The following is a 13,918-nucleotide window of genomic DNA, read 5'->3' on the forward strand; positions in this document are numbered from 1 at the left end:
GGTTTAGCAAAATCTTCATTTACGTGTAAAAAGAATTTTACATGTAGTGAGAACTGCGCTTCGATTTCCGGAAAATAGCATCAAAAATGGTATTTTTCACACCAGTAATTTTAAATTTCGTAGCTTTAATTTTATTAAGATGAATGCTGTTTCATATATGTATCAGCATTCTAGCGGCATCATAAGTTTATTTCATGTCTTTCCTGTAAAAAACGACAGATTGTTGCGTAATAAAAAGCTGGCACGTGATTTGCTCAAAGCTATTGATACATGGAAAGCCATGTTGAGCGCCCAATTAACATTTGGGCGATATTGACTAAATCACTTGGGTAGCAAGCAAATTTATGGACGTTCAGAGTACGACGCACATTGATAGCGATCTGAAATCAGTTAAGACGCAGTTTCCTGATGTTCTGATTTTGGGTGGTGGTCCTTCAGGCAGCGCGGCTGGCATTGCGCTGCTCAAGCGTGGTGATATCGATGTCATGATGATAGAGCGTGATGACTATGCTGAACTCAAATATGGCGAGTCGCTATCATCTGGAGTGCGCTCGACTTTGGAATATCTGGATGTTTGGCAAGCTTTTTCTCAAGGTCAAAATTTGACGCCCTTCTCGAGTCAGGTCACTTGGGGCAATGAACAGCAGCGTCGTTTAGGCTATATGTTCACGCCGCATGGAACTGGCTGGAATTTAGATCGTTTAAGTTTTGAACGTTTATTGGCAAATACCTTCGTCAAGCGCGGAGGCAGATTAGTTTGTAATACACAGGTAATTACTTGTGAGCGCCAGGCGAGTGGTGGTTGGTGTGTCACGGTGAAATCTCATCAACAGGAAATGCAAACGATTTTCTGCAAATACATTATCGATGCTTCTGGTCGGCGCGGTGTGATGCGTACCAACTTGAACCTCGCGCTGACGGTGCATGATAGGCTGATTGGTGTTGCTTGTATTGGAACTCTGCCAGAAACCAATAGCCGCGTGATTGAAAGCCAGGTTGAAGCATGTGAATATGGTTGGTGGCATTTGTCACCGATGCCCGATAATCGCGTTTCTGTAACTTTAATGACAGATCCTGACATTGCGCACAAAATTCAAGTTTGTAAGCCCGAAGTCTGGAATGCATTATTGAGCGCGATGCCATTTATGGGTAAATTAGCCGAAGAATTGGTGTTCCCTGATAAACCGCGCTCATTCCCTTGCTTCTCATCCTATTTACAAGAAGCGGGTGGTAAAGACTGGGTTGCCGTCGGTGATGCGGTTGCATCTTACGATCCAATTTCGTCGTCGGGCATACCGCGTGCTTTAGCCAGTGGCATACATGGTGCATTTATCGCGGTTGATCAACTTTTCTCCAGCGGCGATTTACTGACGACCTACGCAAATGCGATTCAGCAAGACTTCAAACAATTTTTGCAAACACAGTGGCAGTATTATCAGCGTGAAACGCGTTGGCCTTTAGCGACGTTCTGGGCACGCCGTCGCGCGGTGATCGCGATATCGAAAGAAGCGACGGTATTTGCAACGCATTACTTTGAACAAAAACTGGCTCCTAATCCAACCCATATGAAAGCAAATGAATTGCAAGATTTGTGGTTGTTATGTGAGTTGGGAAAGCCACTGAAAGACGTAATTGCCGGATTCGTTCAGAGACATTTGCATTTGCCTGAGCAGAAAGTGTTGCTGGGCTTGCAAGAGTTGATTGAGCTAGGATATTTGGAAATTGCTAACGAGGATGAAGAAGATCGGGTTTTTTTTAATACAGAACGCTTGTATTTTGATTGAATGAGAAATATGCAACACGATTAAGCATCATTCAGCAAGGTGAAGACAGCGGACTTAAGCAAAACAGACGCGACCTTGCTGGGTTTACCTCTCTTTAAGTCCTAGCATAACCTGTCTTCTTGCGATTTTGCGCTTAACCGGGTGTGATTGAGGGCAATCTGATCAATCCGCTTTGGTCTTGCATGGCACAAGCTAGTTAGGTTTGTCTTCCAAGCAAGCTGCAACACGGTAAAATAGCGAGATGAATACAGAACTCGCTCTCGCTTCCCCCATGTCATCCAATTCCTCTGCAGACGTCGATCGCGTTGCTTCCGCTTATCCCCATTTCGTGCATTTACGTATGCACTCTGAATATTCCATCGTCGATGGTTTGGTGCGTATAGATGATGTGGTTAAAGCTGCTGTGAAAGACAAGCAAGCTGCGCTCGCCTTGACCGATTTGGGTAATTTATTTGGTTTAGTTAAATTTTATAAAGCAACCCGTGGCAAAGGTATCAAACCTGTCGCCGGTTGCGATGTGTGGATCACGAACGACAATGATAGAGATAAGCCATCACGGCTATTATTGTTGGTGAAATCACGTCATGGTTATTTACGTCTGTGTGAACTGCTAGCACGCGCTTGGTTAGAGAATCAACATCGTGGTCGCGCCGAAATTAAATTCGAATGGCTGCAAGAACTGTTTGAAAACGACAGCGAGCAGGGCTTGATTGCCTTGTCAGGCGCACATTTTGGTGATGTCGGGATTGCCATCGATAACGGTAATTTTGAATTGGCGGAACGCAATGCCCAGCGTTGGGCGAGTATTTTCCCGAATCACTTTTATATTGAAATCCAAAGAGCTGGCCAGCCGAATATGGAGCCGCACGTCAAGCAAGCGGTAAAGCTAGCGCAGCGTTTGAGCTTGCCTGTGGTTGCCACGCATCCTATTCAGTTTTTAAGCAAAGACGATTTCACCGCGCATGAAGCACGGACTTGTATTGCCGAGGGTGAAATGCTGGCGAACGGTAGACGTGCGCGTAAATTCAATGATCAGCAATGTTTTAAATCGCGCGAAGAGATGTTGGCCTTGTTTGCTGACATTCCTGGCGCGCTCGCCAACTCCGTAGAAATCGCTAAACGTTGCAATTTGAAATTGGAACTCGGCAAACCGAAGTTGCCAGATTTCCCTACGCCAGAAGGGATGACGATCAATGACTTTCTGGTGTATGAAGCGAAGCGGGGTTTGGAATTCCGTTTAGAAAATCTTTTCCCCAATCCTGAAAAGCGCGAACAACACCGTGAACGCTACGAAGCGCGTTTGAAGTTTGAAACCGACACTATTATTAAAATGGGTTTCCCCGGTTACTTCCTGATCGTTGCGGACTTTATTCAATGGGCAAAAAATAATGGCGTACCCGTTGGTCCGGGTCGTGGTTCTGGTGCGGGCTCCTTGGTCGCTTACGCTCTCTTGATTACCGATCTCGATCCGCTCCAATATAACTTGCTGTTCGAACGTTTTTTGAATCCAGAACGTGTTTCCATGCCCGACTTTGATATTGACTTCTGTCAGGAAGGTCGCGACCGCGTGATTCAATACGTGAAGGATCGTTACGGTAAAGAAGCGGTCTCACAGATCGCTACCTTCGGAACCATGGCGGCCAAAGGCGCGATTCGTGACGTGGGTCGTGTGCTCGATTTTGGTTATATGTTCTGCGATGGCGTATCGAAATTAATTCCTTTTAAACCGGGTAAGCAAGTCACGATTGCCGAAGCGATTGTGGAAGAACCTTTGCTAGCAGAGCGCCAAGAAAACGAAGAAGAAGTTAAAACCCTGCTCGACTTAGCGCAACAAGTCGAAGGCATTACCCGTAACATCGGTATGCATGCAGGTGGTGTTTTGATTGCGCCAGGTAAGTTGACAGATTTTTGCCCACTCTACACGCAGGGTGGCGATTCTGGCGTGGTATCGCAATACGATAAAGACGACGTCGAAGCCGTTGGTCTGGTGAAGTTCGACTTTTTGGGTTTGACCACATTAACAATTCTTGATCGCGCAGTACGTTATATCAAAATGCTGGATCCAGCGATGGAGAATTTTGATTTATCCAAATTGCCGCTGGATGATAGAGCTTCTTACGAACTGTTAACCAAAGCGAAAACTGTCGCTGTCTTCCAGCTAGAAAGCCGAGGAATGCAAGGCATGTTGAAAGACGCACGTCCTGATCGCTTTGAAGACATTATCGCGCTGGTAGCTTTGTATCGTCCGGGTCCTATGGATTTGATTCCTGACTTCTGTAAGCGTAAGCACGGCGAAAAGTTTGATTATCCTGATCCACGTACCGAAGGTATTTTGTCTGAAACCTACGGCATTATGGTGTATCAGGAACAGGTTATGCAGATGGCGCAGGTGGTCGGTGGCTACTCACTCGGTGGCGCGGATTTACTGCGTCGTGCGATGGGTAAAAAGAAAGCCGAAGAGATGGCCGAACATCGCCAGATTTTCCGCGATGGTGCAGCGAAAGATGGCTTGCCGCAAGAAAAAGCCGATGAGATTTTCGATTTGATGGAAAAATTCGCGGGCTATGGTTTTAATAAATCCCATGCTGCCGCCTACGCCTTATTGTCGTATCACACCGCCTACTTAAAAGCACATCACCCTGCCGCGTTTATGGCAGCGAATATGTCGCTGGCGATGGACGATACCGACAAGGTAAAAATCTTGGTTGAAGATGCGATTGATATCTGCAAGTTGAAAATGTTGGCGCCTGATATTAATCAATCTGATTATCGCTTTATGCCAGTGGGTGAAGCAGGTAAGAAGGCGACGCAAATTCGTTACGGTCTGGGTGCGGTCAAAGGCTCTGGTCAAAATGCAATTGAAAGCATCGTCACTGCGCGTAAAAATGGTGGTCCGTTCACCGATATTTTCGATTTCTGCAAACGGGTCGATAAACGTCAGGTCAATCGTCGTACCATCGAATCCTTGATCCGCGCTGGTGCGATGGATTGTCTGAAACAAGACCGTGCTGTTTTATTGGCGACGGTTGATTTCGCATTAGAAGTTGCCGAACAGGCAGAAGCCTCGGCGAATCAAGTCAGTTTATTTGGCGACGATGATGACATGATTCCACCACCAGAATATGTCAAAGCTGAGCATTGGTCAGATCGCCAACGCTTGCTGGAAGAGAAGCAAGCACTTGGTTTTTATTTGTCTGGACATTTGTTTGATGCTTATGCGCCGGAAGTGCGTCAGTTTATCAAGACGACCTTGGCTAAAGTTGAACCATCGCGCGACTTGCGTTTGATCGGTGGCGTGATCGCTGGATTACGCACGCAAATGACGCAGCGTGGCCGTTTGCTGATCGTCACTTTAGATGATGGCACGGCAGTCGTCGAAGTCACGGTGTATGGAGAATTGGCAGAAGAATTCAAAGGCATTTTTAAAGAAGATGAATTCCTCGCGGTGATGGGTAAAGTGTCTGAAGACCGGTTCAACGGCGGCTTGCGTATCACAGCAGAACGCGTGATGGACATTGGTCGCGCGCGTGTGCAGTTTTCGCAAGGCTTGCGGATCAAACTAGATGCGAACGCCGACACGAAAAAACTCGCCGAGATTTTGCAAGCACATTTGAATAGTGAAGGTTGTCCGGTGTTGATTGACTATGCGAATCAGACCGCTGCTGCGGAGTTGTATTTATCGGATAGCTGGCGCGTGAATCCTGACGATCAATTGCGCAAGAAGCTCGGTGATTGGTTGCATGCTTCTAATGTGAAAGTTGAGTACAACTAATATGCGCAATTCCAAGACCTTAGTATCACTTGATGGAAAGTCTGATTGGCGTCAGCAATTGCCAACGCAGATTTTAGCTTTGCTGCCGTTCACACTATTTTTCCAAGTGGGCTTGATGTATGCAGGGCTAATTTTCTTTCTATTGGCTTGGGCTTTGTCTGGAGATTGGCGTAATAAACTAGCGCGGATTCAGTCATCGGCATTGTTGTTACCAGTTGTTTGTTTGAGTTTACTGTCGATTATCATCAGCACCTTACATCCACATCCCGCTGGCGAATTTGCCGCAGCGTTCTCGCATTATCAGACCTATTGGTTTTTGTTCCCTATGCTGAGTCTGGCGAGTGGTGAGTGGCAGCAAAAAGCGATACGTAATTTCTTTTTGGGTGCGGTGATTGCAGCAAGCTTGTTTTATCTGAACAGTATTGGTGTTTTGCCGGATATCAAACTCTTCAAAAGCTATGTTGTCTACGAAGGAAATAAATCCATACTCTTGGGTTTGCTGATGGCGATTGCTGCCGCATGGATGTTACATGAATGGCGACTGCGTAAGAACTTACATTTATGGCGCGCACTGACTTTTGCGTATGTAGTCGCGGCCTTGGTCTTATGCACCAAATCGCGCACTGCCAGCCTGTTGTTTTTACTTTTATGTGGTTTATTGATTTTTCGGAATTTTAGTTTTCGTTGGTGGCAGTTAGGTGCACTTGCCGGCACTTTGTTGCTTGGCGGCGCTGGCATTTCCTATGTCGCACAGCTGCCTGCACCCGTGACTTGCCTAGCGAAAGAAATGCATGAAAACTTCAAGATGAGCGGGGCACAGATAGTGCTTAATCGCGGCATTTGTACCGTGCATCAAGTTCGTGATTTTGGACAAACCAAGCAAGCGACACAAGATGGTATGCGGCTTGAGTTATATCTGAACACTTGGCAGATGATAGCGCAGAGTCCTTGGATCGGACATGGTGTCGGTAATTGGCTGCCGATGTATCAGCAAAAAGCCCAAGGCCAGATTAGCGAAAAAATGACCACACCACATAATGACTATTTGCTGTATTGGTTTGAGCTAGGGCTTGGTGGCTTGCTTGCTTTATTAACGATCTGGCTTACGCAGTTGCGGGTCGCTTATCAAATGGTGAATTCAGAACATACGGAACGAGCGATGTTGGTTTCTGCGTTGACAGTCGCGATGATGTTTGCCGCCTGCTTTAATGCGATCTTACGTGATGGCGTATTCGCCTTTGCGATGTTGATCTTGCTGGCGATTCCTATGGCTGGCGTTACGCGCACAGCCTTAAAACCTAGATAAAAATATGGCTAAACTGAATAAACCTATTTTGAAACGACTGTGGACTTCGGTTACGCAGTATCGTGCTTATCTGATTCTGACGGTATTGACGATGTGTGGTACGGCTTTGACAGAAGTCGCTTTGCCTTGGGGCTTGGGGTTGTTACTCGACAATGGCTTTGGTCGCAGTACAGCGAATGCGCCATCCAACCAGATCATGAATTTTCCTCTGTGGTATGTGCCCGCGATTTTGATCGGTATCTTCGTCATCCGCGGCGCTTGCACCTTTACCACCAGTTATTTGATGAGCCGTATTTCAGTTAATTTGCTGAACGAATTAAGAGCAAAAGTCTTTGATAAATTATTGCATGTGCCAGTCGGTTTTTATCATGCCGAATCAAGCGGGCGCATCATTAATACGATTATGTTTGAAGCCCAGCAAATCGTGGAAATGGTCAAAGTGTCGATCACGACTTTGTTCCGAGATTCACTGACCGTCATGGTGCTGATGGGCTATTTGATTTGGCTCAATTGGGAATTAACTTTAGTGACGATCATTCTGATTCCGGGTATGACGATCTTGGTTCGAGGCGTGAGCAAACGCCTGCGTAAATTAAATCACCAGTCTTTGGAAGTGAGTGGTGAGCTGACGCAAGTCATTGAAGAAACCACCCGTGCACATCAGGTCATTCGTATTTTTGGTGGACAACAATATGAACAGCAGCGCTTCGAAGAAAAGAATAAGAAGCTCGGTAGTTACACCATGAAAAGTACAGTGGCGGTGTCCTTCACTACACCCTTGACGCAAATCTTGGCATCCGTCGCTGTCGCTATTGTGATCATGTTGGCTTTAGCACAGGCACGTAAAGATGCCACGACAGTCGGGGATTTTGTGACTTTTATTACCGCGATGATGATGTTGCTCACGCCCTTAAAACGCTTGGCTGACTTGAACGGTCCCTTACAGCGTGGCATGGCGGCCGCTGAATCCGTATACCGCATGGTGGATGCAATCCCAGAGAATGAGAGTGGTCGGTTAATTGAAGGACGCGCTTCAGGGCAGCTCGAGTTTAAAGAGCTGAATTTCACTTACCCCGGTCAAGAACAGCGTGCATTAAATCAGATTAATTTACAGGTACAAGCTGGTGAAACCATTGCTCTAGTCGGGATGTCTGGCGGCGGCAAGACTTCATTGGTCAACTTGGTTCCCCGCTTTTATGAACCAGATAGTGGACAGATTTTGCTCGATGGTGTCGCTTTATCAGATCTTTCACTCAAAAGCTTACGTCAGCAAATTGCGATGGTGAGCCAAAATGTGATCTTGTTTGACGACACGATTGCCGCGAATATTTCTTATGGTGATGCCAATCCAGATCCGGCGAGAGTCGCCTATGCGATTCAAGCTTCTCATCTGCAAGAGGTCGTCAATGAAATGTCCGATGGCTTGCAAACCATGATAGGTGACAATGGTATGCGCTTGTCCGGCGGGCAGCGTCAGCGTTTGGCAATTGCCCGTGCAATTTACAAGAACGCACCGATTTTGATTTTGGATGAAGCAACTTCAGCACTCGATAGTGAATCAGAACGGGCGGTACAGGCGGCCTTAGATGAGTTAATGCAAGGTCGTACAACATTGGTGATTGCCCATCGTTTATCAACGATTGAACGCGCCAGCAGAATTGTGGTCTTAGTTGAAGGTCAGATTGTGGAAGTGGGAACTCATGCGCAATTACTGGCGAAAGATGCTGCCTATGCAAACTTGTATCGTTTGCAGTTTGCGGTTTGAACACATTTGAACACATTTGAAAGCAGGAGTAAGCATGCCTAGTTTGTTAAACGCTTTATTACTGAGTGTAGTTGCAGTGGGTTTCACCGCAAGTTCTGGTGCGGTTGCAGCGGATACTTCACAAAGCACCGAATTTCAAGTGGCGAACATCGATGCCGCGATGAAGCGCTTTACGAAGTTGCCTCATCCTATGGCGAGCGCAGAGCAAAAGAAGTTGGCGCAGGATATTAAATCGGGTTTGAGCAAACATGGCTGGCAAGTGCAAAGCCAAAAATTTAAAACGAAAATCCCTAATCTTGCCCATCATCAGTTAGGTGGCAAAGACAAAAAAGCGGCACCGATTAAAGAAGTCGAGGGCGAAAATATCATCGCGATTTCAAAAGGTAGCGAGCGTTGTATGTTATTGATAGGCGGGCACTACGACACTAAATTTTATAAAGATTTTTCGTTCGTTGGTGCGAATGACGGTGGTTCTTCTACCGCCGCAATGCAAGAACTGGCAAGAGTTATCCATGCGATACGTGTGCAAGAAAATAGCAACAAGTCGGGAACTAAAGAAGCGGGTCGTTTTTTAGATTGCAGCATCGGCCTCATTTTTTTTGATGGTGAGGAAGCCACTTTGCCGGAATGGAGTGATGCCGACCGTCTGCTTGGCATTACCGATAATACACATGGTTCACGGGCATTTGCCGCCACGATGACGAAGCAATTTGAAGGCGTGACCTATCAAAACTTGCCAGTAAAAGCGGTCTTGATTTTGGATATGATCGGCCATAAAAACCAAAATTTATTTATTACAAGTGGTTCCAATCCACAGTTGGCGCAAAAATTTTTAGGACAGAAAACAAATACAAAAATTGTCGCTGCGAATATTGCGATAGAAGATGATCATCTGCCATTCGCCCAATTAGGTTTGCCATTTTTGCATATCATTGATTGGACTAACCTGTCTGAATGGCACACACCCAAAGATACTTTGGAAATTATCTCAAATAAGAACATCGCTGATTTTGGCGATATGTTGGTACGTTTTTTGAAGCAAAAACGCTAAGTTGATATGAGCTTGATCTTCAATGTCGTGTGCGAACATTGACATTCTGCGAATTTATTTTGGTGGATTGAGAATGCGCATAATTTCGCCGTTCTTTTTACCGCGCCCAATCGCTAAGTTAAGCCGTTGGATCACATCAGTATGTTTGTGAAGTGCGGCGGCGAAGTGAAGTTCATCGATTCGTAATGGTTTTCCCAGGACGGTAAATGCCATTTCGCTGGCATCGAGGACATGGGATTTATCGACGCTTTGCATACGTCGTAGTAGCGTTTCCACCTGGCGAGGGTCAGACTCTCTTGCGCCAAATAACATGACATCCATACGCCGCATCGCAAGCTTTTTCAATCGCGCCACATGGGATGCAGTATCTTCTTCGACCTTAAATAAGACATTTTTCTTGCGATCAAATTCATCGCCATAACTGACACCGCGAATAATGCCGACCGTTTTTCCTTTCAGGTCATCGATATGATTGAATTCAAATGCTTGCCTAGTTGATGCAACCAACCAAACGTAATTGGCATAAATGAACTCAGAAAATTGCATGGTTTCTAGGCGTTCGCTATTTTTAGATAAGCCGAAAGCGATGCCATCGCCATTGTTAACGTGATTGAGTAAGCGTGCCATTGGATAATACTGTACGTCAAAATTGACTTGTGCTTCGCGCTCAAAGAACAGCAATAGTTGGCGTATATCGTCTTTGACAGGAATTAACTCACCGCGATCATTACGTAACTCACGGATCAATAAAGTAATTTTATTTTGTTGTGCGGCTAAAACCGGCGAGACAAGTACTGGCATGAGCAATATCAAACACAGTAAAAACTTGTGCCAAGCTGCTTGACATAAAAAAGCCATAAAACACTTTATTGAAGCTAGCATAATCTTCTCGAAACCGATGTGAAGTTCTTTGGGTGATCAAACTGCTTGCCTGTTGGTTTGCTTCGAGGAAAGTATAGTCGTGTTTAGAACTAAATCCAAAAGGATTCTGGAAAACCACAGTGAAGCGGGAGAGGGCGGCGAAAAAAAAACGTCATCTCAAGAGGGCTTGAGATGACGGAAAAGGGAGGTTGAAACAATGTGTACATGCTGACTTGGCTAGCCCGTACAATTGCGTCAAGTGAAGTTTGCAAGTCTTGCTGCGACTTTGCAATTACTTTGGGATAAACGGTGGGTTTTAGCTACTGGAATGCAGAAAATCTGGGATCAAAATGTGTCGGTTTGTCTTAAAAGCATGGTTTCTATTTACAGATACCTGAATCTTTTTCTGGTGTATGACGTCAATCAATTTGAATGTACGCGTGCTGGAACGCGTTATCTATAGGCGTCTATGATTTTTTGATAGCTGCCATTTGCGCGAATCTTTTTTAAACCCTCATTGAATTGCTGACGTAATTCTGGGTTATGAAACACGACGTTATAGGCAGTTTTGGTTTTGATTAGATCGTGAAAAGTCAGTGGTGTTGATGTATCGAATTCTTTCGCCAGCAGGCGTTGATGATGCTCAAAAATTGTCTTGTCAATGATGATCACTTGCACACGATCTGCCCAGAACATTTTGTTTTGACTTAGTTGATTGAATGCTTGATTGTAATTTTTAGGAAAGCTCCCATTCGCATCCGGTCGATAACGCGCTTCAAATTCCGCACCCAGATTTTTCCAGCCATCTTGCCAGATAATGAAGCTGAATTTTGCTAAGTCTTGCATGCTCTTTAGCTCAATTGCTCGGCGACTTTTACTGATCACGACATTTTGAAATTCTAGATAGGGATCAGAGAAGTACAGTGCACGATCTTGATTATCCTGAACCGTTGCCGCTGCATCGACTTCTTTGTCCTTGACAGCTTTGATCAACCTAACTTTAGGGATGGTGATAATTTTGATTGTATGGCCTTGCAAGGACATGATATGACGTAATAAATCAATTTCTATGCCCTGATCCAGATTGTCTTTGCGAAAACAATAGGGTGGCCTGTCGGTGGCAAACGCAATTTTTAGTTCTGCTGCTGTCGTTGTTAGTGGCAGCAATAGCAAACAACAGCTCAACAGTCGATTCAGGTTTTGCTTCATAGATTCCTAATCTTCGTCAGCGTAGTACTTGATTGCTCGCGTTTCCTTTTTCATTCTTGAATGGAAGCGCTGTTCACTCAATCAGCCTAGTTAATTCATTTGCTTTTTGCAATCCACTTCTCCACTTGCGCTTCTAAGATAGGCATCGGTAGTGTACCGTCACCAATCACAATTTCATGAAACTTCGCTAAACTAAATTGTGCACCTAAAGCTTGCTGTGCGCGTGCCCTTAAATCAAGTATTTTACGTGCACCTATTTTGTAGCTGAGTGCTTGGCCAGGTAAAACCATGTAACGCTCAATTTGATTTTTGGCTCTAGCTTCGTTGTAGCCCAAATTTTTCTGCATATAGTCAATGGCCGCTTCACGTGTCCAGCCCTTTGCGTGTATTCCGGTATCCACCACTAAGCGCACGGCGCGCATGAGTTCATCGTTGAGATGGCCGAAGTAAGACTCTGGATTGTCATAGAAACCTAGTTCGTGACCTAGTGTTTCGGAATACAAAGCCCAGCCTTCAGTAAAAGCAGCGCTGTTGAGGTTTTCAGTATTGAATTTGCGGAACTTGGGTAAATCAATTTCCTTCAATAACGCGGCGTGCAAATGATGTCCAGGTTGGCCTTCGTGTAAAAATAAAGTCACCATGCCGACCCGGCTATATTTTTTGGGGTCGTTGACCACGGGCCAGAAGATGCCTGGGTGTGAACCGTCGGCTGATGGTGGTGTGTAATGATCTGATGCAGTGGCACGGCTCAGTTCAGGCTCTAGCTGCAATTCCATTTTGCCTTTCGGTAGCAAGCTAAACAAATTGGGCAATTTCTTTTGAACTTGCACATCAATTTGGCGATAGGCATCTAAGATTTCTGTATCGCTAGTAAATGATTTAAATTTATCTTGCGCGCTGACCCACTGTGGCAAATCAATCGCTGCACCGGTATAACCCAGTTTTGGACCAAGTTCTGCCCACTGCTGTTGAATTCGCGCGACCTCTTGTAAGCCAAGGGCGTGGATCTGATCAGGCGTTAAATCGGTCGTGGTGTTATTTTTAATCCGCATTTGGTACCATGCTGCGCCATTCGGCAAGGCACTGTAACCGCTAGTGTCACGTCCTGCGGCCAGATAGTCCGTCTCTAAAAAATGTACCAGTCTTTGCAAGGCTGGTGTGAGCTTGGTGCGGATTGTTTGATTATAGGCTTTGGTCAGTTTTTGCTTATCTGCTGTTGAAAAATGGGCAGGTAAATTTTTGATTGGCGTATAAAAAATACTTGCTTCCGCGTTGGCATTTGGCAGTGCTTTAAATTGCGGCAACATTGCTAGCGTGATTGCTTTGGGTTGTACGATACCGCGCTGTATGCCTTCACGCATATTCTTAATCGCCTGTTCTATCCAAGCCGGCAGCACATTTAAGCGCGCCAGATACGCGTAGTATTGCGGTACAGTTTTTAATGCCTGCGAACCATCACCTCCAGCAAAATTAGCCAAGGTACTTGGCACATTGTCCATTTGGTTAATCGGCAGCAAATGTTCGGGGAAATGTTCAAGGTGCAATGCACTGTCTAGCTCATAAGCGAGCAAATCATAATTTAACTGATCTTTCTCATTGAGTTGCGTGCGTGCGATCTTTTTCAATTGCGCCTGCATTTTGTGCATCAACGCAAATTGTTTAGCGCGGTTTTGCGGCGCGATACTGATCGCCAATTGGCTGTCGTAACGGTTATCGCCATTAATGCTAGCGAATAAAAGCGGATCAAATTTGGCGCGAGATTCGTAGAACGCATCTGCTAACTGGTCTAGCTGTTTTTTGCTTGCTACGTGGCTGGTTTCTATTTTAGCCGCGACGCCAGCTTGTGCCGTGACATACATCGCTGGTGTGAATAGGCTTGCGCCAGAGAGTAGGGCAATGCTCAAATAACTTAGTTGCCAGCGTTTCTTGAATGCCATGAAGTATCCTGTGCTTGAATGGTAGGTTTGATCTGGTGACTGAAATTGTGTAAAGCTTACGAGAGTTGATCTTGAACTGGTTCTGCGCTTGGCGATGACATCTTAGAATACCGCAATTTTTGCTCTTAGAGCATGAAAGTAGGCTTGTAGACAACACTTGACTTGATCTTGGTAAGAAAGTGTTCAGTCCTGTAATTTTTTGTAAAAAGAACTGTGGCATATCTAGCAGCGAA

8 protein-coding genes are annotated in these 13,918 nt (G+C 45.4%); 5 read left to right on the forward strand and 3 right to left on the reverse strand.

The genetic code is table 11. The features are described from left to right. The first annotated feature begins 344 nt into the window (after positions 1-344). From H8K33_RS08255 to H8K33_RS08275, 5 genes are all read left to right on the forward strand, one after another. Positions 345-1,784, forward strand: a complete 1,440-nt coding sequence (locus H8K33_RS08255) for an NAD(P)/FAD-dependent oxidoreductase (RefSeq protein ID WP_186890555.1) — start codon at positions 345-347, stop codon at positions 1,782-1,784. Between the two features lie 271 nt (positions 1,785-2,055). Then, positions 2,056-5,556, forward strand: coding sequence for a DNA polymerase III subunit alpha (gene dnaE, locus H8K33_RS08260; RefSeq protein ID WP_186890972.1), 3,501 nt, complete (start codon positions 2,056-2,058; stop codon positions 5,554-5,556). A 1-nt stretch (position 5,557) separates the two neighbouring features. Further along, positions 5,558-6,862 (forward strand): O-antigen ligase family protein, encoded by a 1,305-nt coding sequence (locus tag H8K33_RS08265; protein ID WP_186890556.1) that lies wholly within the window; start codon positions 5,558-5,560, stop codon positions 6,860-6,862. Between the two features lie 4 nt (positions 6,863-6,866). Next, positions 6,867-8,627 (forward strand): lipid A export permease/ATP-binding protein MsbA, encoded by a 1,761-nt coding sequence (msbA, locus tag H8K33_RS08270; protein ID WP_186890557.1) that lies wholly within the window; start codon positions 6,867-6,869, stop codon positions 8,625-8,627. A 34-nt stretch (positions 8,628-8,661) separates the two neighbouring features. Beyond that, complete coding sequence (locus H8K33_RS08275; protein WP_186890558.1) at positions 8,662-9,678, forward strand: M28 family peptidase; 1,017 nt, start codon at positions 8,662-8,664, stop codon at positions 9,676-9,678. 54 nt (positions 9,679-9,732) lie between these two features. Here the strand turns inward: H8K33_RS08275 and H8K33_RS08280 are convergent, their stop codons facing one another. From H8K33_RS08280 to H8K33_RS08290, 3 genes are all read right to left on the reverse strand, one after another. Beyond that, entirely contained in the window at positions 9,733-10,479 is a 747-nt protein-coding gene (locus H8K33_RS08280) for a substrate-binding periplasmic protein (protein WP_186890559.1), read from the reverse strand. 513 nt (positions 10,480-10,992) lie between these two features. Next, positions 10,993-11,748 carry a substrate-binding periplasmic protein gene (locus H8K33_RS08285; protein ID WP_186890560.1) on the reverse strand — a complete coding sequence of 252 codons (756 nt, stop codon included), beginning with the start codon at positions 11,746-11,748 and terminating at the stop codon, positions 10,993-10,995. 95 nt (positions 11,749-11,843) lie between these two features. Further along, positions 11,844-13,685: a DUF885 domain-containing protein gene (locus H8K33_RS08290; RefSeq protein ID WP_246443444.1), complete on the reverse strand. Its 1,842-nt coding sequence runs from the start codon at positions 13,683-13,685 to the stop codon at positions 11,844-11,846. Between the last annotated feature and the right edge of the window lie 233 nt (positions 13,686-13,918).

Source organism: Affinundibacterium amnicola (assembly GCF_014284275.1).
Lineage (GTDB): Bacteria > Pseudomonadota > Gammaproteobacteria > Burkholderiales > Burkholderiaceae_D > Undibacterium > Undibacterium amnicola.